The following is a 20,020-nucleotide window of genomic DNA, read 5'->3' as shown; positions in this document are numbered from 1 at the left end:
CCTTTCAGCCGGTCGTGAAGGTGAAGTCGTCCACGTCGAACAGGGCGCCGGTGCCGCTCCCCTTGAAGACCAGGTAGAGCGTGGTGGTGCCCCTGGGCGCGCGGGACAGGTTGGCGGTGACGTCCTGGAAGGTCTCCCAGCCGCCGGTCACCGGTACGGCCGCCGTGCCGAGCAGGGTGCCGGTCGCGGACCCCGCGCGGATCTCGAGGGTGCCTCCGGTGCCGCCCGAGGAGACGCGTGCGGTGAGCGACTTGGCGTTGCTCAGGACGTACGGTGTGAAGGCGATCCAGTCGCCGTTGTTGATGTCGCCGACCGTGTTGCCGCCGTGTGCCGTGTCCTTGGCGATGACCGAGACGCCGGAGCCGGTGCCGAAGTGCTCGGCCTGGCGGTGCCTGGGCTGCAGGACGCTCTGGTCGTGGGTGGTCAGCGGGGCCTGGCCGCCGCCACCGTTGTCGGTGTACTCGGCGTCCATCACACCGAAGATGTTGGCGTCCTCGTCGTGACCGCCGTCGGCGCTGGTCTGGATGGTGCCGGTGCAGCCGTTGGCGGAGGTCACGGGGTGGCCGTGGCTGTCGTGGCCGAGGACGAAGGTGACCTTGACCTTGGTGCAGTCGATGGACCGGCCGTCCTCGGGGTCACTCACCCGCACCTTGAACGGGATCGCGTCACCGAAGCTGAACAGCCGGCCGTCCTGCGGGAGTTCGAGCGTCACCTTGGGCGCGGTGTTCCCGACGACGATCTGCACGCTGGCGCTGCCGGTGCGGCCGCTCGCGTCCTTCGCGGTCAGGGTCGCCGTGTAGGTGCCGTTCTTCTTGTACGTGTGGGTCGGGTTCGCCGCCGTGGACGTGGCGCCGTCGCCGAAGTCCCAGCTGTAGGTGAGGGCGTCGCCGTCCTGGTCGCTGGTGCCCTCGGAGGAGAACCGGACTCGCAGGGGTGCCTGTCCTGACGTACGGTCGGCCGCGGCCTGTGCGACCGGGGAGTGGCCGTCGGTGGCGTTCTCGATGCGGTACAGGGCGGAGTTCTCGTCGCCGCCGAACCAGGAGACTCCGTAGTCGAGGACGTACAGTGCGCCGTCGGGACCGAAGGCCATGTCCATCACCTGGGTGCCGGTCCACGGGATGTCGTTGATCGACTGGACGGTGCCGTTGTCGTCGCTGGTGATCCGCTTGATCCAGCGGCGGCCGAACTCCCCGGCGAAGAAGTCGCCGTCGTAGGCCTCGGGGAACTTCACGGGTGAGTCGAGCGCGGGGTCGTAGTGGTAGACCGGGCCGCCCATCGGGGACTCGGAGCCGGTGCCGAACTCGGGTACCGATCCGTTGTCGTAGGGGATCCAGGCGGCCTGCGCCGGGGGAAGGTCGGTGAGGCCGGTGTTGTGCGGGGAGTTGTTCTTCGGCGCGGAGCAGTCGAAGGCGGCGCCCGAGGTGCCGGTCGCGAAGTCGTAGTCCACATAGGCGTCGTTGTCGCCCGTGCAGTACGGCCAGCCGAAGTTGCCGGGGCCGGTCACGCGCGCGAACTCGACCTGGCCGGCGGGGCCTCGGGCCGGGTCGGCGGCGCCCGCGTCGGGGCCGTAGTCGCCGACGTACACGATCCCCGTCTGCTTGTCGACGCTGAAGCGGAACGGGTTGCGGAAGCCCATGGCGTAGATCTCGGGCCGGGTCCTGTCCGTGCCGGGCGCGAAGAGGTTGCCGTCGGGGATGGCGTACGAGCCGTCGGCGTTGACCTTGATGCGCAGGATCTTGCCGCGCAGGTCGTTGGTGTTGCCGGCGGTGCGCTGGGCGTCGAAGGCCGGGTTGCGGTTGGCGCGTTCGTCGATGGGCGTGAACCCGTCCGACTGGAAGGGATTGGAGTCGTCGCCCGTCGACAGGTAGAGGTTGCCGGCCGCGTCGAAGTCGATGTCGCCGCCGACGTGGCAGCAGATGCCGCGGCTGGCGGGGATGTCGATGATCTTCGTCTCGCTGGCGGCGTCGAGGGTGCCGTCGGTCTTCAGGACGAACCGGGAGAGCCGGTTGACGCCGTCGAAGGGTGCGAAGTCGGCCGCGGTGCCGGTCTCGGGGGCGTCACCCGCCGGGGTGTTCAACGGGGGTGCGTAGTAGAGGTAGATGAAGCGGTTGGTGGTGAACTGCGGGTCCACGCCGACGCCTTGGAGGCCTTCCTCGTCGTGGGAGTAGACGTCGAGCTTTCCGGCGAGCCGGGTGGTGCCGGCCGCGTCGGTGATGCGGAGTTCGCCGTCGCGGGAGGTGTGCAGGACCGAGCGGTCCGGGAGGACGGCGAGCGACATGGGCTCCCCGACCTCCGGCTCGCCCTTGGCGAGGGTGACCTGCTGGAAGTCCTCGGCGGCGGCCTGAGCGGCTCCCGGCTCGGCGACGGCTGCGCCTGCCTGGGGAGCGGCGAGGGTGAGGGAGGCGCCGGCCAGCAGGAAGCCGGTGAGCAGGGCCGCCGCTCTGCGCCAGGGGGCGCGTCGTCTGTGGGTCTCGATTCTGCCGGTTGTGGTGGTGCGGTCTTTCCCGTGCACGGATGCCTCCAGAAAGGGGCCGGTCGTACGGGTGGGTGCGGGTGCGCCGGGATGCGCCGTCATCCCGGAACTGACCAGTGCGGCTTACTCGTTGCCGCCGAACGCCGCGTCGAACGAGGCCGACGGCGGCTCGAAGTCGTACGCCTTCAGTCGGTTCAGTGCCTCCGGAGCGCCCTGGAGCCGGTCCATGCCGGCGTCCTCCCACTCGACCGAGATCGGGCCCTGGTAGTCGATGGAGCGCAGCATGCGGAAGACGTCCTCCCAGGGGACGTCGCCGTGCCCGGCGGAGACGAAGTCCCAGCCGCGGCGCGGGTCGCCCCAGGGCAGGTGGGAGCCGAGGCGGCCGTTGCGGCCGTCGAGGCGTTTGCGGGCTTCCTTGCAGTCGACGTGGTAGATCCGGTCGCGGAAGTCCCACAGGAAGTTGACCGGGTCGAGGTCCTGCCACACGAAGTGGGAGGGGTCGAAGTTGAGGCCGAAGGCCGCCCGGCCGCCGACTGCCTCCACCGCGCGCTGTGTTGTCCAGTAGTCGTAGGCGATCTCGCTCGGGTGGACCTCGTGGGCGAACCGCACGCCCTCCGCGTCGAAGACGTCGAGGATCGGGTTCCAGCGCTCGGCGAAGTCCTCGTAGCCGCGGTCGATCATCGACTCGGGGGCGGGCGGGAACATGGCGACCAGGTGCCAGATGGCGGAGCCGGTGAAGCCGATGACGGTGTCGACGCCGAAGGCGCGTGCGGCCCGCGCGGTGTCCTTCATACGGTTCGCGGCCCGCTGCCGCACCCCTTCCGGGTCGCCGTCGGCCCACACCTCGCCCGGCAGGATGGCCTGGTGGCGTTCGTCGATGATGGCGTCGCAGACGGCCTGGCCGACCAGGTGGTTGGAGATCGCCCAGCACTTGAGGCCGTACTTGTCGAGCAGCGCGTGCCGGGAGTCCAGGTACGACGGATCCGCGAGCGCCTTGTCGACCTCGAAGTGATCGCCCCAGCAGGCGAGTTCGAGTCCGTCGTAGCCGAAGTCGCGGGCGAGGCGGCAGACCTCTTCGAGGGGGAGGTCGGCCCACTGGCCGGTGAAGAGCGTGAACTGACGCGGCATCTTTTTCGGAGCCTCCTCAGACGGCTATCGGGGTGTAGACGGAGTTCTTCTCGGCGCTCTCCTCCACGGCCGCGAGCACCCGCTGGACCTGGAGCCCGTCGGCGAAGGAGGGTTCGGGGCGGCGGCCCTCGGCGATCGCGTGGACGAGGTCGCGGGCCTGGTGGACGAAGGTGTGCTCGTAGCCGAGGCCGTGGCCGGGCGGCCACCAGGCGTCCAGGTAGGGATGGTCGGGCTCGGTGACGAGGATGCGGCGGAAACCGGCGTGCGCCGCGGGTTCCGTGCCGTCGTGGTAGGAGAGTTCGTTGAGGCGTTCCAGGTCGAAGGCCAACGAGCCGCGTTCGCCGTTGAGTTCGATGCGCAGGGAGTTCTTGCGGCCGGTGGCGTACCGGGTGGCCTCGAAGGAGGCGAGGGCGCCGGAGGTGAAGCGGCCGGTGAACAGGGCCGCGTCGTCCACCGTGACCTGCCCGGTCCCGGTCCCGGAGACGGCGGACAGGCCTGTGACGGCGCCGCCGGTCAGCGGGCGCTCCCGAACGAAGGTCTCGGTCAGCGCGGAGACTCCGGCCAGTGTCTCTCCCGCCAGGTACTGGGCGAGGTCGACGATGTGCGCGCCCAGGTCGCCGAGCGAACCCGAGCCTGCCTGCTCCCGGCGCAGCCGCCAGGTCAGGGGGAACTCCGGGTCCACGAGCCAGTCCTGGAGGTAGGACACCCGCACGTGCCGCAGTGTGCCGAGCCGTCCTTCCGCCACCATCCGGCGGGCCAGCGCGGTGGCGGGCACCCGGCGGTAGTTGAAGCCGACCATCGCGAACTGACCCCGGCCGAAGGCCTCTTCGGCCGCCCGGGTCATCACCTGGGCCTCCTCGACGGTGTTGGCGAGGGGCTTCTCGCACAGCACGTGCTTTCCGGCGGCGAGCGCGGCGACGGCGATCTCGGCATGGCTGTCGCCGGGGGTGCAGATGTCGACGAGGTCGACGTCGTCCCGCTCGATCAGGGCCCGCCAGTCGGTCTCGGCGGCCGCCCAGCCGTGCCGGTCGGCTGCCCGGCGCACGGCGTCCGCGTCCCGTCCGCAGATCGCGGCGAGCACCGGGCGGCGGGGCAGGTCGAAGACGCGTCCTACGGTCCGCCAGCCCTGGGAGTGGGCGGCGCCCATGAAGGCGTAGCCGACCATGCCGACCCGGAGCGGCGGCACCTCGGCCTCTTCTGACTGCTGCGGCTGTGCCATGCGCGATGTCCTCCTCGTCGTCGTGGCGCGGTGGGGGGTGCAGCCCGGTCCGTCGACGAACCGGGCTCCTGGGACCTGCCGTTCGGGTCGGCCGGGCGGGGGCGCACCGCTGCTCGCGGCCGGCCCGGTCGGTAAGCCAGGCCCCGGATCGGGACGCCTCACTTGAAGCCGGTGGACATGTACTGGTCGACGTTGGTCTTGTCGACGACGGCCGAGTAGAGGGTGAGCGAGGCCGGGATCTCGAACTCGGAGAGGCCGCTGATGCCCTTGGACTGGCCGAGGGCGCGGGCGAGGTCGATCGCGGAGGCGGCCATGGTCGGCGGGTAGAGGACGGTCGCCTTGAGGACGCCGTTGTCCTGCTTGATGGCCTGGAACGCGGACAGGGCGCCCGCGCCGCCGACCATCAGGAAGTCGTCGCGGCCGGCCTGGTCGATGGCGCGCAGCGCGCCCACGCCCTGGTCGTCGTCGTGGTTCCACACCGCGTCGAAGCTGGACTGGGCCTGCAGGAGCTGGGCCATCTTGGCCTGCCCGGACTCCACCGTGAACTCGGCGGCCTGGCGGGCCACCTTCCTGACGTTGGGATAGTTCTTCAGGGCGTCGTCGAAGCCCTTGGTGCGCTGCTTGGTGAGTTCGAGGTTGTCGAGTCCGGCCAGTTCGATGACCTTGGCGTTCGACTTTCCCTTGAGCTTCTCGCCGATGTAGTGGCCGGCGTTGAGGCCCATGCCGTAGTTGTCGCCGCCTATCCAACAGCGGTACGCCTGCGGGGTGTTGAAGATGCGGTCGAGGTTGACGACCGGGATCCCGGCGCGCATCGCCTTGAGGCCGACCTGGGTGAGGGCCTTGCCGTCGGCGGGCAGCACCACCAGGACGTCGACCTTCTTGTTGATCAGGGTCTCGATCTGGCCGATCTGCTGGGCGGTGTCGTTGGAGCCCTCGGTGATCTCCAGGGTGACGTCGGAGTACTTCTTCGCCCGGTTCTTGGCGTTGTCGTTGATGGCGTTGAGCCAGCCGTGGTCGGCCTGCGGTCCGGCGAAGCCGATGGTGACCGGCTTGCCGGACGACTCGGCGGCGGCCGGCTGGTCGTTCGCGGCCGGTTCGTCGTCGCTGGAGTCGTTGCTGGTGCAACCTGCGAGGAGGGCACCGGCCCCGACGGCGGCGGTCCCGAAGAGCAGCCCTCTGCGACTGGTGAAGCGGCTCGTGTGCTGTGGCATGGCGGTGAACCCTTTCCTCAGGTCGTGCTTGCGGTACGGCGCTGGACCAGCACGGCGGCGACGATGATCGCGCCCTTGGCGATCTGCTGGACGTCGCTCTGCAGGTTGTTCAGGGCGAAGATGTTGGTGATCGTGGTGAAGATCAGGACACCGAGCACGGAGCCGGTGATGGTGCCGCGGCCCCCGCTGAGCAGGGTGCCGCCGATGATCGCGGCGGCGATGGCGTCGAGCTCGTAGAGGTTGCCGTTGGTGTTCTGGCCGGAGCCGGACAGGATGATCAGCAGGAAGGCGGCGATGCCGCAGCACAGTCCTGACAGCAGGTAGAGGTAGAGGCGCTGACGGCGGACGTCGATGCCGGCGAGCCGGGCGGCCTCGGCGTTGCCGCCGACGGCGACCGTGCGGCGGCCGAAGGTGGTGCGGTTCAGCACCAGCCAGCCGATGATCGTCACGACCGCGAAGACGAGGACCAGCGGAGGGATGCCGAGGACATACGCGTCGCGCTCTCCGAGATCCAGCACGCTGTCGATCGAGACGATCTGCGTCCTGCCGTCGGTGATCTGCAGGGCGAGTCCACGGGCCGAGGCGAGCATGGCGAGCGTGGCGATGAACGGGACCATCCCGCCGTACGCGATGAGCAGTCCGTTGACCAGGCCGCAGCCGACTCCGACGATCACCGCGGTGAAGAGGATGCCCGCGAAGCCGTACTCCTGGGTGGCGACGGTGGTGGCCCACACCGAGGCGAGGGCGACGATCGCGCCGACGGACAGGTCGATGCCGCCGGAGGTGATGACGAAGGTCATGCCGACGGTGACGACACCGATCACCGAGGCCTGGGTGAGGACGAGTTGGAGGTTGCGGGTGTCGAGGAACTCGTCGGGCTTGGTGATGCCGCCGATGAGGATCAGTACGGCGAGCACGCCGAGGAGGGAGAGGGTGCGGACGTCGGCGCGGGCGAACACCCCTCGCCACGCGAACGATTCGCTCGCCGGAGGCACTTTGTCGGCGCTTCCCCTGGGCGGGGACACATGTTGCGTCATGACGCCGGGCTTCCTTCCATGACGAGGTCGAGTACACGGTGTTCGTCGAGCTCACGGGCGGGCGCCGTATGCACGACACGGCCCTCGCGGAGCACCAGGACGCGGTCGGCGAGGCCGAGCACCTCGGGGACCTCGCTGGAGACCAGCAGCACGGCCAGGCCTTCGTCGGCCAGTCGGCGAACGACCGCGTACAGCTCGGCGCGGGCGCCGACGTCGACGCCCCGGGTGGGTTCGTCGAGCAGCAGGACCCGGCAGCCGCGCAGCAGCCAGCGGGCCAGGACCGCTTTTTGCTGGTTGCCGCCGGACAGGGTGCGGATCGGCACGGAGGGGTTGTCGGGCCGCAACGACAGTTCGCGGGTCGCCGCCCGGGCCGCGCCGAGTTCGGCGGCCCGGTCGATCCAACCGGCCCTGGAGAAGCGGGACATGGAGGAGACGGAGACGTTGCGGGTGACCGACTCCAGCATCAGCAGGGCCTGCGCCTTGCGCTCCTCGGGGGCCAGTCCGATCCCGGCGCGGACGGCTGCTCGCACACTTCCCGGCTTCAACGCCTTGTCGTCCACGAGGACTTGACCGGTGGTGGGCTTCCGGGCGCCGTAGACCGTCTCCAGGATCTCGGAGCGTCCCGATCCGACGAGTCCGGCGAGGCCGACGATCTCTCCGGGGCGGACCACGAGGTCGAGGGGTTCGAACTCGCCCTGTCTGCTGAGCCCTCGGACTTCGAGCAGCGGCCTCTCGCCCTTCCCGGGAGCCGTCGGCCGGTCCGGAAAGACGTACTCGACGTTGCGGCCCGTCATCAGCGCCACGACCTCTCGCGTCGGCGTCGATTTCGCGGGCAGTCCGACGGCGACGGCCCGGCCGTCCTTGAGGACGGTCACCCGGTCCCCGATCCGCCGGATCTCCTCCAGGCGGTGGGAGATGTAGACGACGGCGACGCCCTCGGCGGTGAGGTCGCCGACGATCCGGAAGAGGTTGTCGACCTCGTCCGGGTCGAGGGCGGCGGACGGTTCGTCCATCACGATCAGCCGTACGTCGTGGGAGAGGGCTCGCGCCATGGACACGATCTGCTGCTGTGCCGCCGGCAACTCCCCGACCAGGCGCGCCGGATCGATCTCCGGGTGCCCGAGGCGTCGTAGCAGTGCGGCTGTCGACCGACGAGCCGCCTTGCCCCGTACGACGAACCCCGCGGCCGTGGGTTCGTGGCCGAGGTGGACGTTCTCGGCCACGGACAGGTGCTCCACCAGGTCGAGTTCCTGGTAGATGGTGGCGATGCCGAGGCGCATGGCGGCGATCGGCGAGCGGAGCGTGACCTCCTCGCCGCGCCAGCGCAGGCGGCCGGTGTCGGGCTGGTGGGCGCCGGCCAGCACCTTGATGAGGGTGGACTTCCCGGCCCCGTTCTGGCCGAGCAGACAGTGCACTTCGCCGGCCTGGACATCGAGGTCCACGCCGTCGAGGGCCCGGACTCCGGGGAACGACTTGGTGATGCCGGACATGCTGAGCAGCGGTGGTTCTGGTGCCATGAGGTCCCCTTGGCGGGCGTGCGGGCCGGTTTCAGGGCAGGGCGAAGCAGGAGCGCTGTGCTGGAGGGGCGTGTCAGAAGGTGCCGTGGCGGACAGTGCCGTACCGAGAAGTGGCTTACGCGGGTGAGAACAGGTGGTCGCTGATGAGCCGGGCCGCGCCGATGACTCCGGCGGTGGGTCCCAACTCCCCCAGAACGATGGGCAGGTTGCCGGTCGCCAGCGGCAGTGACTGGCGGTAGACCTGGGTGCGGATCGCGGCGAGCAGGGTGTGGCCGAGGCCGGTCACCCCGCCGCCGATCACCACCAGGCCCGGGTTGAAGAAACTGACCAGTCCGGCGATGACCTGGCCGGTCCGGTTGCCTCCCTCACGGATCAGGTCGAGGGCGGTGGCGTCACCGGCGGCAGCGGCGGCGGCGACGTGGACCGCGGTCAGACTGCCGTTCGCCGCGAGGCGTGCGGCGAGTTCCTCGGAGCGCCCCTGCTCGACCGCCTCCACGGCGTCCCGGGCGAGGGCGGCCCCGCTGAAGTGGGCTTCCAGGCAGCCCCGGTTGCCGCAGGCGCACGGGCGTCCGTCGGGCACGGCCTGGATGTGCCCGATGTCGCCCGCGCTGCCCGTCACCCCGCGGTGGACCTCACCGCCGGCGACGATGCCGCAGCCGATGCCGGTGCCGATCTTCACGCAGAGGAAGTCGCCCACGGAGTGTGCGACGCCCGCGTGCATCTCCCCCATCGCCATCAGGTTCACGTCGTTGTCGACCATGACCGGACAGCCGAGTTCCTGGCTGAGCGCCTCCCGTACGGGGAAGCCGTCCCAGCCCGGCATGATCGGCGGAGCCACCGGTACGCCCTCGGGGAAGCGGACCGGTCCCGGGACGCCGATGCCGGCGCCGTCGAAACCCTCCGCGAGCCCCGAGGCCCTCAACTTCGCGGCCATGGACAGGACTTGCTCGAAGACCGCGACCGGGCCCTCGCGGACGTCCATGGGCTGGTTGAGATGACCGAGGATCTCCAGTTCGGCGTTGGTGACGGCGACGTCGACCGAGGTCGCGCCGATGTCCACGCCGAGGAAACGCAGATTGGGGGCGAGCCGGATGTTGTGGGAGCGGCGCCCGCCGCGGGATGCGGCGAGTCCGTCGGCCACGATCAGGCCCGTCTCCAGCAGACGGTCCACCTCCACGGCCAGCTTGGACCGTGACAGGTCGACCTGATCGCCCAGTTGCGCACGGGAGTTGGGTCCTCCGTCGCGCAACAGCTTGAGCAGCCGGGCCTGATGCGCGTTCGCGGGTCGTGCCGTCATGCGTCTCACGAGCCCCTCCCCGCCTCATTCGGCCACCAGTTGCCGGGCTTTCGAGGGGAACGTAGCAGCGGCTGCCGAACCTGGGAAGAAGCTGTGCACAGATTGATGCCGACTTTCTCCACTCGCAGGACAAAGGCCTGTCGCACTCTGGTGTCCCGGCACCCGGCCCCGCAGGATGGGCTCAAGGGAGGGCAGCACATGTTTCTGGTGACGGGTGCGACAGGGAACGTGGGGGCCGAACTCGCGCGTGCGCTGGCGGAGTCCGGCGAGCGGGTGCGGGCGGTCAGCCGGTCCGGGCGGAGCGAGGGGTTACCGGCGGGCGTGGAGGCCGTGGCGGGAGATCTGAACCGGCCCGAGACCGTACGGGCCGCACTGGACGGCGTACGAGGGCTGTTCCTGATGCCCGGGTACGGCGGCCAGCGGCAGATTCTGGCGGACGCGCGAGCCGCGGGCGTGCGTCGCGTGGTCCTGCTCTCCGGCCTGTCGGCGGGCACCGGCGACCGGGACAACGCGGTCGCCGGCTATCTGCTGGACGCGGAGGACGCCGTACGCGACTCGGGCCTGGCATGGACGTTCGTCCGCCCGACGACCTTCATGACCAACGCGCTCCGGCTCGCGGACCGGATCCGCGAGGGCGACACGGTCCGGGTGCCCTTCCCGGACGCGCGGACCACCGACATCGACCCGTACGACATCGCCCAGGTCGCTCTCCGGGCCCTGCTGTCGGACGAGTTCGCGGGCCGCGTTCTCGAAGTCACCGGCCCCGAGGCGCTGTTGCCCGCCGACCGGGTCCGGATCCTCGGCGAGACGCTGGGCCGGGACCTGCGTGCGGTGGGACTGGAGCACGAGGAGACACGCGCGGAGATGGAGGCGGCCGGCGTGCCGAAACCATATGTCGACGCCTTCTTCGGCTTCTTCGTCGACGGCACCCTGGACGAGTCGGTGGTGCTGCCCACGGTGGAGCAGGTCACGGGGCGGGCGCCGCGCACTTTCGCCCGCTGGGCCCGGGACCACGCGGACGCGTTCCGGTGAGGTGACTACGAGCGTCGGCGTGCGTGGTACGACGTCCGCGTGTGCTCGGTGTGCTCCCGCATCAGTTCGGTGGCCCGCCGCTGGTCGCGGTCGGCGATCGCGGCGATCAGCTCACGGTGCTCGATCCAGGACTGCCGGCCGCGCTGCCGGGCGATCGGCGTGTAGTACCAGCGCACCCGGCGATCCACCTGCCCCGCCAGCTCCGCCAGGACCGCGTTGCCCGCCAACTCCATGATCGTGGCGTGCAGTCGGGCGTTCAGAGCCACCGCGGCATCCACGTCGTCCGCGGCGACCGCACGCTCACCCTGCGCACACAACTCCTCCAGCACGGCGATACCGGCACTGCCCGCGTTCGCCGCCGCCAGCCGAGCCGCCTCGGCCTCCAACAACGTCCGCACGGTCAGAAGCTGATCAGCCTCCTCGTCCGTCGGCTCATGCACGAACGCACCCTGAGCAGGCCGCAGATCCACCCAGCCCTCAGTGTTCAACCGCTGCAACGCCTCACGCACCGGCTGCCGCGACACCCCCAGATGCCCGGCCAGCTCACTCTCCACCAGATGCTGACCCGGCTGCAGAGCCCGCGTCGTGATCAGTTCGAGCAGCGCCTCGTACACGCGATCGCGCAGCGGACCGGGACGCTCGAGCTTCGGCACGGCTCCCTGCGGCAGACCTGTCGACAACATCGCGGTCCCCCTCCTCGGCGGGCGGACACCCTCGGACACCCCTACCAGTTGCCTTTTGTCTACAGTCTACGGCGCACAGGAGCCAGGTGAACACCGAGTCGACCTCGTCACATCCCGCACCTCACGGGCAGCGGACGACCTGTCCGGCGTACGACAGGTTCCCACCGAACCCGAAGAGCAGCACCGGGTCCCCGGTCGAGATCTCGCCCTGCTCGACCAGTTTGGAGAACGCGAGCGGAATGCTGGCCGCCGAGGTGTTCCCGGACTCGGTGACGTCACGGGCGACCACGGCGTTGACCGCGCCGATCTTCGCCGCGAGCGGCTCGATGATCCGCAGGTTCGCCTGGTGCAGCACGACCGCGGCGAGGTCCTCGGGGGTGAGCCCGGCGCGCTCGCAGGCCTGCCGGGCCAGCGCCGGAAGCTTGGTGGTCGCCCAGCGGTAGACGCTCTGCCCTTCCTGCGCGAACCGCGCCGGCTCGCCCTCGATCCGCACGGCGTGCCCCATCTCCGGCACCGATCCCCACAGCACAGGAGAGATACCGGGCACGTCGGCCCCCTCGACGACCGCCGCACCCGCCCCGTCGCCGACGAGGACACAGGTGGTGCGGTCGCTCCAGTCGGTCACCGCCGACATCTTGTCGGCGCCGATCACCAGTGCCCGGGTCGCCGCACCGGCCCGGACCGTGTGGTCAGCGGTGGCCAGCGCGTGGGTGAAGCCGGCGCACACCACGTTGACATCCATCGCGGCCGGCGAGGGGATGCCGAGCCGGGCCGCGACCCGGGCGGCCATGTTCGGGGACCGGTCGACGGCGGTCGAGGTGGCGACCAGGACCAGGTCGATGTCGGCGGGGGCGAGCCCGGCCGAGGCCAGCGCCTTGGCGGCGGCGTGCGAGGCGAGCTCGTCGACCGGCTCGTCGGGACCGGCGATGTGGCGGGTCCGGATCCCCACCCGGGACCTGATCCACTCGTCGCTGGTGTCGACCAGGCCCGCCAGGTCCTCGTTGGTGAGTACCTTGGCGGGCTGGTAGTGGCCGACTGCGGCGATCCGCGAGCCGTTCATGGAGGGTCCCCTCGTTGCCTTGGGTAGGGATCCTCCAGTCTGATCAGTGACTCACGGGTACGCGGGCGCGTAAGGCCACAGGAATCGGGCGCCCGAGTTGTCGGCTTCCGTCACACCCTCGGACGCCCGAACACCTTCCGAACAGTCACCCGGTGAACAGCTGCGTCGCTTTCTGTACGAGTTCGTAGAGCCCGTAGGCGAGCGGTGCGCCGACCCACACCCAGGCGAGGGCGATCAGCGGGCGGCGGTCAGGCGGACTCTGACTGCTGTCGGACTGCGACATCGGCTGCCTCCCTCGGTGCGGGAATGTGGTGGCGGGCGCTGACGGGGCGGACCAGCTCGTTGGCGACGAAGCCGACGACGAGCAGCCCGATCATGATCACGAACGACAGGCCGTAGAGGGCGGCCCCGCTCTTGCCCGCGTCCTCCTGCCGGTCGGCGATCCAGTTCACGATCAGCGGTCCGAGGACGCCGGCCGTGGACCAGGCGGTGAGCAGCCGGCCATGGATGGCGCCGACCTGGTAGGCGCCGAAGAGGTCCTTCAGATAGGCGGGGATCGTCGCGAAGCCGCCGCCGTAGAAGGACAGGATCACCAGCGCGCACAGGATGAACAACGGCTTGGAGGAGTCGCCGAACAGGGCGATGAGCCCGTACATCACCGCGCCCACGCCCAGGTAGACGCGGTAGATGTTCTTCCGTCCGATCAGGTCGGACGTCGACGACCAGCCGATCCGGCCGGCCATGTTGGCCGCCGACAGCAGGGCGACGAAGCCGGCCGCCGCTGACACCGAGACCGGGGTCGACGTCTCCTTGAAGAAGTCCGTGATCATCGGCGCGGCCTTCTCCAGGATGCCGATGCCCGCGGTCACGTTCATGCAGAGCACGACCCACAGACACCAGAACTGAGGCGTGCGCACGGCGTTGCGCGCCGAGACCTGCGGCCCTTCGAAAGCGCTGGGCGCGCTCTCGACCGGCTTCTCGCTGCGCGGCACGCGCACCAGGAGGACCCCGAGGAGCATGAAGACGGCGTACGACAGCCCGTGCACGAGGAACGCCAGCGCGATCCCGGAGCTGTCGGAGCCGAAGGAGTCCAGCATCTGCGCCGACCAGGGCGAGGCGATGAGCGCGCCGCCGCCGAAGCCCATGATGGCGATGCCGGTGGCCATGCCGGGCCGGTCCGGGAACCACTTGATCAGGGTGGAGACCGGGGAGATGTAGCCGATGCCGAGGCCTATGCCGCCGACGAAGCCGTAGCCGAGGACGATCAGCCAGTACTGCTCGGTGGCCGCGCCCAGCGCGGAGAGGAGGAAGCCGGACGAGAAGCAGATCAGCGCCACTGTCATCGCCCAGCGCGGCCCGTTGCGCTCCACGAGCGTGCCGCCGAACGCGGCGGACAGACCGAGCATCACGATGCCGAGCTGGAAGGGCAGTGCGCTCTGTGTGCCGCTGAGACCGAGCGCGGACTCGAGCGGCGGCTTGAACACGGACCAGGCGTACGCCTGGCCGATGGAGAGGTGGACCGAGAGGGCGGCCGGGGGGACGAGCCAGCGGCTCCAACCCGGGGGCGCGACAGGGGGACTCATGATCCCGGACGGTAGGAACAAACAAGCTGGTTGAAAAGGCGGCGCGTCGACCGTATGCGATGAGCGGTATCCCGGACGCGACGAACGGTCGACGGGTCGCGCGTGCATCCTTACCGAAAAGGAGGAGCATACTGTAGACAGTATTTCGGAGTGAGGCTGCGACCTCCCCCTCCATGTGCAGGACAATGAGATCGTGAAGGTCACCACCCCGCACGTACAGAACCGGGACTGAGACACATATGGGACGAGTCACGGAACGACGCAAGGTGATCCGCATCCGCGACGGGGCGGTCTCCTCCCGCCCGGACACCCTGGTCACCGAGGAACCACTGGAGATCCGCCTCAACGGCAAACCCCTCGCGATCACCATGCGCACCCCCGGCGACGACTTCGCCCTCGCCGCCGGCTTCCTCGTCAGCGAAGGCGTCCTCGCCCAACACAGCGACCTGCACAACATCATCTACTGCGCCGGCGCCACCACCGACGGCTCGAACACGTACAACGTCGTCGACGTGAAGACAGCCCCCGGGGTGGTGATCCCCGACATCACGCTCGAACGGAACGTCTACACGACCTCCTCCTGCGGCCTGTGCGGCAAGGCGAGCCTCGACGCGGTGCGTACGACGACGCGCTGGCCGATCAACGACACTCCCCCGGTCCGTGTCGAACCCGAGCTGCTCACGAGCCTCCCCGACCGGCTCCGCGCAGCCCAACGGGTCTTCGACCGGACCGGGGGCCTGCACGCCGCCGCCCTCTTCACCGAACACGGCGAACTGCTCGACATACGCGAGGACGTCGGCCGCCACAACGCCGTCGACAAGCTGGTCGGCCGGGCCCTCCAGAACGACACTCTCCCCCTGAACCGCGTCATCCTTCTCGTCTCCGGGCGGGCCTCGTTCGAACTCGCGCAGAAGGCCGTCATGGCCGGCATCCCCATGCTGGCCGCCGTCTCCGCACCCTCCTCCCTGGCCGTCGACCTCGCCACCGAAACCGGCCTCACCCTCGTCGGCTTCCTCCGCGGCCACTCCATGAACGTGTACGCGGGAGAACACCGGCTCGCCCTGGAGGCAACGGCCGCCCAGAGCTGACCGCCTCGCCGGACCTGGCGCCGGCCCCGACCCGGGTCAACGCGGTCGAGCCCGGGGTGGTCCGGGCCAGCACCGGCGCGGGACGGTCCTGGTCCGAGCGTTCAGCTCGCGACGAAGCGGACCTGATCCGCCGTCACCACCGTGCCCAGGCGCGGGAAGTCGAGCCGCACCGAGGACTCGTGCTCGGCGGCGGTGAAGGCGGCCATGGCGTCCTCCACGAAGACGAGGTCGTAGCCGAGGTCGAGGGCGGCGCGGGCGGTGGACTCCACGCCGAGATTGGTGGCGATCCCGCCGAACGCGAGCGTGGCGACGCCGAGTTCGCGAAGACGCGCGTCCAGGCCCGTGCCCTGGAAGGCACCGATGGTCCGCTTCACGATCTCGATGTCGCCGGGGCGGGCGAGACCGGTCACGAGCCCGCTTCCGGGAGGCTGGTCAGTGACGCCGGGCCGTTCGACGCGCACGAGCACGACGGGTGCACCGACCGTGCGGAAGGCGGTCGCCAACTCCTCGGCGGCGGTGAGGACTTCGGTGCCTTTGCGGGGTTCCAGGGGCAGCGCGACGATGCGGTCCATCAGATCGACGAGTACGAGGGCGCTGCGTGCGGGATCGAGCGCGAGGGGTCCGGTCATGACGGAACGTTATCCGCCATCAGCCCTCCGTGCCGGAGATCCGGATCAACAGGCTCATGAACTGGTCGCGTTCGGCCGTGGAGAGGGGGGCGAGCAGCTCGTCGTTGGCCTGGCGGGCGGCCTTCTCGCAGCGCTTCAGCAGCCGTGCCCCCTGGTCCGTGAGGGTCACCGCGTTCTTGCGGCGGTCCCCGGGGTCCGGTTCGCGCAGGACGAGACCGGCGGACTGGAGGTCGTTCAGGACGCCGACCAGGTCCTTGGGGTCGAGCCGCACCCCGCGGCCGAGGTCGGCCTGGGCGACGGGGGCGAGGTCGCGGACGGCGGAGAGCACCACGTGGTGCCACATCTTCAAGCCCTCGGTGGCCAGTGCCTCGGCCACCAGGGCCCGTCCGCGGGCGGCGGCGCGTCCGAGGAGCCAGCTGGGGAGGGAGCGGATCACGGGGAGGGGTGCTTCGGCCATGCGGCCACCCTAGCCACTATTCGTTGGACTTCCCAACGACCGGCAACTTATCGTTGGGAAGTCCAATGAATCCATGGGAGGTCGGTCGATGCGTCGCGTCCGTTACGGGTCCACGGGTGGCCCGCTGTTCCTGGAGGAGGTGCCGGTCCCCGAGCCGGGCCCGGGCGAGCTCCTCGTGCGCTGCGAGGCGGTCGGCGTCACGCTCCCCGTCGTCCGCAAGGTCCCCGAGGCGGCGGAACCGGTGCCGCTCGGGGGCGAGCTCGCCGGTGAGGTCGTGTCCGTCGGCGCCGGGGTCGCCCGCTTCCGTCCCGGTGAACGCGTCACGGGGCTGTGCTTCGGCCACGGTTACGCCGACTTCGCGCTGCTGCACGAGGCCATGGCCTCCCCGGTCCCCGACGAAGCCTCGGCGGTCGACGCGGTCGCCCTGGTCCGCAGCGGCCTGGTCGCACTCGGCGCACTGGAGGCGGCGCGCCCCGAGCCGGGAGAGACGGCGCTGATCACGGCGGCAGCGAGCGGGGTCGGCCACCTCGCGGTGCAGCTCGCGCGGGCCCGGGGCGCCTCCCGGGTCGTGGGCGCGGTCTCCGACCCGACCAAGGCGGACTTCGTGCGCTCGCTCGGCGCCGACGCCACCGCCCTGTACCGGGACGGCAGTTGGGGAGATCCCGTCGACTACGTCCTCGACGCGGTCGGCGGCGAGCTGCTCGCCCCGGCAATCGCCGCCCTGGCCCCGGGCGGGCGGCTGGTGGCGTACAGCTCGGGCGGCGGGACGATCCAGGCGTACGACCTCCTCGTCGGCGCCAAGTCGGTGACGGGCTTCCAGATGGGCCGGATCGCCCGTGAGCGGCCGGAGTTGTACGAGCGGTGGCGGCGGGAGCTGTGGCGGATGTTCCTGGACGGCGACCTCCGGCCCGTCGTGCACGGGAAGTTCGCCCTGGAGGACGCGGCGGAGGCGCACGGGGTGATCGAGGCGCGGCGCAACCTCGGAAAAGTCGTACTCCATCCGTGACGGGACACGCGCGGGGTTCTTGTGAGGCGCGAGGTGCGGAGGGCGCCCGTGCCGTCGAGTCGCGCACGTCTGAGAACCTCCCTGACCGCCGTTTCCGTGACCACCGCCTTGCCCTGCTCGCCCCGCTCGCTCCAGCGGGCACCGCTCACGCCCAACCCCCCTCTTCCGCACCGCGGTTCGAGCAGCAGATCCTCTTCAGGGCGGACCGTGACCCCGGTTACGCCTGTTTCCGTTTCCCGGTGATCGTCCGTACCGCCGGCGGCACCCTGCTCGTGTTCGCCGAGGGGCGGGTCCTCAGCTGCGGGGACTCCGCGGACGACCTCTTCTTCACCGGCTCGGACGCCGCCACGTCGGACACCGTCCTGTGGTTGCCCATGGACCAGGTGAGCGACAGCCGCTAACGTCGCGAACCGTGCCCGAGGACGCACGAGCACGACAGCGAACCGGCACCGGCGTCGGTCTGCTGCTGGCGCTGGTGCTCGGAGCCGTGCTGATCACCGCTCTTCCGGACGGCGACGGGCGGGACGCCGGCGACTGCACACCGCGCACCGTCGGCTCCTGGTCGGCGGACGACCGGCTCACCGCCGAGTTCGCCCGCTACGGCGACGACGCCACCCGCGGCGACGACTGGACCGGCGGCGACGGAACCCACTCGGTGCGGTTGCCCGACGGACGGCTGCTGTGGCTGTTCTCCGACACCTACCTCGGCCAGGTGTACGGCCCTCCCAACCCCTTCGGCGAGCCGCACGCCTGGCGCGACACCACCGCGCCCCTGGTGCGCAACTCGGCCGTGCTGATGCGCCACGGCCGCCTGGAGACCACCCTCCCCGCCCCCCTGTTCCCGGACCCCGGCCCGAACCAGTGGCGCTGGCCGGTAGCGGCCCGCGTCGAACCCCGCTCCCCCGGCTCGGACGAACAGGTCCTCCGGGTCCTGCTGTGGGTGCGCACCTCCGGCCAGTACCCCTGGATCTACGGCGTCCCGACCGCCACCGAGGTCGCCACGCTCTCGCTGCCCGACCTGCGCGTCGAGTCGATCACGAAGGTCCTCGACGAGCAGCGGGTCAAGGACCCGTCCCGTCGGGTGCTGTTCGGCACGACGCTGATCGAGGACGGCGAGTGGACGTACGTCTTCGGGGGCGACGACGGCCAGGCCGCGTCCCGTTCCGCGTCGTCGGCGTACGTGGCCCGGGTGCCGGAGGGCGGGCTCGCGGAGCCGGGCGCCTGGGAGTACTGGGACGGCTCGGCCTGGACGACCGGCGCCCGCCCGCGCCCGGTGCTCGGGGACGGACGGCGCACCGGAGTGGGCAGCGCCTTCTCCGTCGTACGGCAGGACGGGACGTACGTGCTGTTCACCATGGCGGCGGGGACGAAGGGGCTCGCTGCCGTGACCTCGTACTGGGCCTGCTCTCCCACCGGACCGTGGCACGGTCCGGAGAAGGACTTCACTCCGCCCCTGCCCTCGGGCCAGGTCGCCGCCTACAACCCGCAGGCGCACCTCGAACTCAGCGGCGGGGGACGGCTGGTGCTCAGCTACGACGTCAACTGGCTGGAGACAGCGGCCGCTTCGGCGCAGCTCAACCGGAACGTGTCGCTGTACCGACCGAGGTTCGTGACGCTGCGGCTGATTCCGGCGCGCTGACCCCCGCGGTCTCCCCGGGGACGGGGTCGTGCGAGCGGCGCTTGGCGATCACCGCGCACACCATCAGCTGCATCTGGTGGAAGAGCATCAGCGGCAGCACGGCGAGGGAGGCGTGCGCGCCGAACAGGACGCTGGCCATGGGCAGTCCGGAGGCGAGGGACTTCTTCGAGCCCGCGAACTGGATGGCGATGCGGTCCTCGCGGCCGAAGCGGAGCGCCTTGGCGCCGTACCAGGTCAGGGCGAGCATCAGGGCGAGCAGGATGCCTTCGACGATCAGCAGCCCGCCGAGCCTGAGCGGGCTCACCTGGTGCCAGATGCCCTGGACCATGCCCTCGCTGAACGCGGTGTAGACGACCAGCAGGATCGATCCGCGGTCGACGAGGCCGAGGACCTTCTTGTGCCGGGTGATGAAGCCGCCGATCCAGCGGCGCGTCAACTGGCCCGCCAGAAACGGCACGAGCAGCTGGAGCACGATCTCCAGGAGCGAGTCGGCCGAGAACCCCCCGCCACTGCTGCCGAGCAGGGCGGCCGCGAGGAGCGGGGTGATGACGATGCCCACCAGCGAGGAGAAGGAGCCGGCGCAGATCGCGGCGGGCACGTTTCCGCGGGCGATCGAGGTGAAGGCGATCGAGGACTGGATGGTGGAGGGGACCAGGGTGAGGAAGAGCAGGCCCTGGTAGAGCGGGTCCGTCAGGAAGACCGGGACCAGTCCGCGGGCGGCCAGGCCCAGCAGCGGGAAGATCACGAACGTACAGGCGAGGACCGTGATGTGCAGCCGCCAGTGCTTGAGCCCGTCCAGGGCCTCACGGGTGGAGAGGCGGGCGCCGTAGAGGAAGAAGAGGAAGGCGATCGCCGCCGTGGAGGCTCCGGAGGCCACGTCCGCGGAGGTCCCGCGTGCCGGTACGAGGGCCGCGAGGGCCACCGTGCCGAGCAACAGCAGGATGTACGGGTCGACCGGCAT

Annotated in this window: 19 protein-coding genes; 5 read left to right on the top strand and 14 right to left on the bottom strand. The window is 70.5% G+C overall.

What is annotated here, in order from left to right; translation table 11 throughout:
• Nucleotides 1-4 precede the first annotated feature (4 nt).
• From QF027_RS39270 to QF027_RS39240, 7 genes are all read right to left on the bottom strand, one after another.
• A complete protein-coding gene (locus QF027_RS39270) occupies nucleotides 5-2,512 on the bottom strand; it encodes a PQQ-dependent sugar dehydrogenase (RefSeq protein WP_307082653.1) in 2,508 nt (835 codons plus the stop codon).
• Nucleotides 2,513-2,596: 84 nt separating this feature from the next.
• Complete coding sequence (locus QF027_RS39265) at nucleotides 2,597-3,601, bottom strand: sugar phosphate isomerase/epimerase family protein (protein ID WP_307080092.1); 1,005 nt, start codon at nucleotides 3,599-3,601, stop codon at nucleotides 2,597-2,599.
• Nucleotides 3,602-3,617: 16 nt separating this feature from the next.
• Nucleotides 3,618-4,820: a Gfo/Idh/MocA family protein gene (locus tag QF027_RS39260; RefSeq protein WP_307080090.1), complete on the bottom strand. Its 1,203-nt coding sequence runs from the start codon at nucleotides 4,818-4,820 to the stop codon at nucleotides 3,618-3,620.
• A gap of 158 nt (nucleotides 4,821-4,978) precedes the next feature.
• A complete protein-coding gene (locus QF027_RS39255) occupies nucleotides 4,979-6,031 on the bottom strand; it encodes a substrate-binding domain-containing protein (protein WP_307080088.1) in 1,053 nt (350 codons plus the stop codon).
• A gap of 17 nt (nucleotides 6,032-6,048) precedes the next feature.
• Entirely contained in the window at nucleotides 6,049-7,068 is a 1,020-nt protein-coding gene (locus QF027_RS39250) for an ABC transporter permease (RefSeq protein ID WP_307080086.1), read from the bottom strand.
• The gene (locus tag QF027_RS39245; protein ID WP_307080084.1) at nucleotides 7,065-8,585 is read right to left on the bottom strand and encodes a sugar ABC transporter ATP-binding protein; all 1,521 of its coding nucleotides are present in this window, start codon (nucleotides 8,583-8,585) and stop codon (nucleotides 7,065-7,067) included. The genes QF027_RS39250 and QF027_RS39245 overlap by 4 nt, the downstream gene beginning before the upstream one ends.
• 115 nt (nucleotides 8,586-8,700) lie before the next feature.
• On the bottom strand, nucleotides 8,701-9,882 hold the full coding sequence (locus QF027_RS39240; RefSeq protein WP_306986476.1) for an ROK family transcriptional regulator: 1,182 nt from the start codon (nucleotides 9,880-9,882) through the stop codon (nucleotides 8,701-8,703).
• Nucleotides 9,883-10,080: 198 nt separating this feature from the next.
• Here QF027_RS39240 and QF027_RS39235 point away from each other — a divergent pair, with 198 nt between their 5' ends.
• Nucleotides 10,081-10,914 (top strand): NAD(P)H-binding protein, encoded by an 834-nt coding sequence (locus tag QF027_RS39235; protein ID WP_307080082.1) that lies wholly within the window; start codon nucleotides 10,081-10,083, stop codon nucleotides 10,912-10,914.
• A gap of 5 nt (nucleotides 10,915-10,919) precedes the next feature.
• Here the strand turns inward: QF027_RS39235 and QF027_RS39230 are convergent, their stop codons facing one another.
• From QF027_RS39230 to QF027_RS39215, 4 genes are all read right to left on the bottom strand, one after another.
• A complete protein-coding gene (locus QF027_RS39230) occupies nucleotides 10,920-11,597 on the bottom strand; it encodes a GntR family transcriptional regulator (protein ID WP_307080080.1) in 678 nt (225 codons plus the stop codon).
• A gap of 121 nt (nucleotides 11,598-11,718) precedes the next feature.
• The gene (locus QF027_RS39225) at nucleotides 11,719-12,657 is read right to left on the bottom strand and encodes a beta-ketoacyl-ACP synthase III (protein ID WP_306974149.1); all 939 of its coding nucleotides are present in this window, start codon (nucleotides 12,655-12,657) and stop codon (nucleotides 11,719-11,721) included.
• Between the two features lie 145 nt (nucleotides 12,658-12,802).
• Nucleotides 12,803-12,940: an MFS transporter small subunit gene (locus QF027_RS39220; RefSeq protein WP_176742386.1), complete on the bottom strand. Its 138-nt coding sequence runs from the start codon at nucleotides 12,938-12,940 to the stop codon at nucleotides 12,803-12,805.
• Nucleotides 12,906-14,240, bottom strand: a complete 1,335-nt coding sequence (locus QF027_RS39215) for an OFA family MFS transporter (RefSeq protein ID WP_306974151.1) — start codon at nucleotides 14,238-14,240, stop codon at nucleotides 12,906-12,908. Before QF027_RS39215 ends, QF027_RS39220 begins: the two co-directional genes overlap by 35 nt.
• A gap of 239 nt (nucleotides 14,241-14,479) precedes the next feature.
• Between QF027_RS39215 and fdhD the strand changes: the two genes are divergently transcribed.
• The gene (gene fdhD, locus QF027_RS39210) at nucleotides 14,480-15,328 is read left to right on the top strand and encodes a formate dehydrogenase accessory sulfurtransferase FdhD (RefSeq protein ID WP_307080078.1); all 849 of its coding nucleotides are present in this window, start codon (nucleotides 14,480-14,482) and stop codon (nucleotides 15,326-15,328) included.
• Nucleotides 15,329-15,429: 101 nt separating this feature from the next.
• On the opposite strand, the gene QF027_RS39205 is transcribed toward fdhD, so the two are convergent.
• Both QF027_RS39205 and QF027_RS39200 read right to left on the bottom strand, forming a co-directional pair.
• Nucleotides 15,430-15,957, bottom strand: coding sequence for an isochorismatase family protein (locus tag QF027_RS39205; protein WP_306974155.1), 528 nt, complete (start codon nucleotides 15,955-15,957; stop codon nucleotides 15,430-15,432).
• Nucleotides 15,958-15,976: 19 nt separating this feature from the next.
• Nucleotides 15,977-16,414, bottom strand: a complete 438-nt coding sequence (locus QF027_RS39200; RefSeq protein WP_306974156.1) for a MarR family winged helix-turn-helix transcriptional regulator — start codon at nucleotides 16,412-16,414, stop codon at nucleotides 15,977-15,979.
• Between the two features lie 88 nt (nucleotides 16,415-16,502).
• Here QF027_RS39200 and QF027_RS39195 point away from each other — a divergent pair, with 88 nt between their 5' ends.
• The 3 genes from QF027_RS39195 (at nucleotide 16,503) to QF027_RS39185 (ending at nucleotide 19,059) form a co-directional block, all read left to right on the top strand.
• On the top strand, nucleotides 16,503-17,420 hold the full coding sequence (locus tag QF027_RS39195; RefSeq protein WP_307080076.1) for a quinone oxidoreductase family protein: 918 nt from the start codon (nucleotides 16,503-16,505) through the stop codon (nucleotides 17,418-17,420).
• Nucleotides 17,421-17,659: 239 nt separating this feature from the next.
• Nucleotides 17,660-17,821 (top strand): sialidase family protein, encoded by a 162-nt coding sequence (locus QF027_RS39190; protein ID WP_306974160.1) that lies wholly within the window; start codon nucleotides 17,660-17,662, stop codon nucleotides 17,819-17,821.
• An 11-nt stretch (nucleotides 17,822-17,832) separates the two neighbouring features.
• Nucleotides 17,833-19,059, top strand: coding sequence for a DUF4185 domain-containing protein (locus tag QF027_RS39185; protein ID WP_307080074.1), 1,227 nt, complete (start codon nucleotides 17,833-17,835; stop codon nucleotides 19,057-19,059).
• Here the strand turns inward: QF027_RS39185 and QF027_RS39180 are convergent.
• On the bottom strand, nucleotides 18,995-20,020 hold the full coding sequence (locus QF027_RS39180; RefSeq protein WP_306986477.1) for a bile acid:sodium symporter family protein: 1,026 nt from the start codon (nucleotides 20,018-20,020) through the stop codon (nucleotides 18,995-18,997). The genes QF027_RS39185 and QF027_RS39180 overlap by 65 nt on opposite strands.

Origin of the sequence: Streptomyces canus (genome assembly GCF_030816965.1) — a bacterium.
GTDB classification, from domain to species: domain Bacteria; phylum Actinomycetota; class Actinomycetes; order Streptomycetales; family Streptomycetaceae; genus Streptomyces; species Streptomyces canus_E.
Note: the sequence above shows the minus strand (reverse complement) of the source record. Positions and strands in the feature narration are given on the sequence as shown.

Coding starts and splice junctions, on each gene's coding strand:
- QF027_RS39265 (WP_307080092.1), bottom strand. CDS start 3,601: ATGCCGCGTCAGTTCACGCTCTTCACCGGCCAGTGGGCCGACCTCCCC.
- QF027_RS39260 (WP_307080090.1), bottom strand. CDS start 4,820: ATGGCACAGCCGCAGCAGTCAGAAGAGGCCGAGGTGCCGCCGCTCCGG.
- QF027_RS39255 (WP_307080088.1), bottom strand. CDS start 6,031: ATGCCACAGCACACGAGCCGCTTCACCAGTCGCAGAGGGCTGCTCTTC.
- QF027_RS39250 (WP_307080086.1), bottom strand. CDS start 7,068: ATGACGCAACATGTGTCCCCGCCCAGGGGAAGCGCCGACAAAGTGCCT.
- QF027_RS39245 (WP_307080084.1), bottom strand. CDS start 8,585: ATGGCACCAGAACCACCGCTGCTCAGCATGTCCGGCATCACCAAGTCG.
- QF027_RS39240 (WP_306986476.1), bottom strand. CDS start 9,882: ATGACGGCACGACCCGCGAACGCGCATCAGGCCCGGCTGCTCAAGCTG.
- QF027_RS39235 (WP_307080082.1), top strand. CDS start 10,081: ATGTTTCTGGTGACGGGTGCGACAGGGAACGTGGGGGCCGAACTCGCG.
- QF027_RS39230 (WP_307080080.1), bottom strand. CDS start 11,597: ATGTTGTCGACAGGTCTGCCGCAGGGAGCCGTGCCGAAGCTCGAGCGT.
- QF027_RS39225 (WP_306974149.1), bottom strand. CDS start 12,657: ATGAACGGCTCGCGGATCGCCGCAGTCGGCCACTACCAGCCCGCCAAG.
- QF027_RS39220 (WP_176742386.1), bottom strand. CDS start 12,940: ATGTCGCAGTCCGACAGCAGTCAGAGTCCGCCTGACCGCCGCCCGCTG.
- QF027_RS39215 (WP_306974151.1), bottom strand. CDS start 14,240: ATGAGTCCCCCTGTCGCGCCCCCGGGTTGGAGCCGCTGGCTCGTCCCC.
- fdhD (WP_307080078.1), top strand. CDS start 14,480: ATGGGACGAGTCACGGAACGACGCAAGGTGATCCGCATCCGCGACGGG.
- QF027_RS39205 (WP_306974155.1), bottom strand. CDS start 15,957: ATGACCGGACCCCTCGCGCTCGATCCCGCACGCAGCGCCCTCGTACTC.
- QF027_RS39200 (WP_306974156.1), bottom strand. CDS start 16,414: ATGGCCGAAGCACCCCTCCCCGTGATCCGCTCCCTCCCCAGCTGGCTC.
- QF027_RS39195 (WP_307080076.1), top strand. CDS start 16,503: ATGCGTCGCGTCCGTTACGGGTCCACGGGTGGCCCGCTGTTCCTGGAG.
- QF027_RS39180 (WP_306986477.1), bottom strand. CDS start 20,020: ATGCCGGTCGACCCGTACATCCTGCTGTTGCTCGGCACGGTGGCCCTC.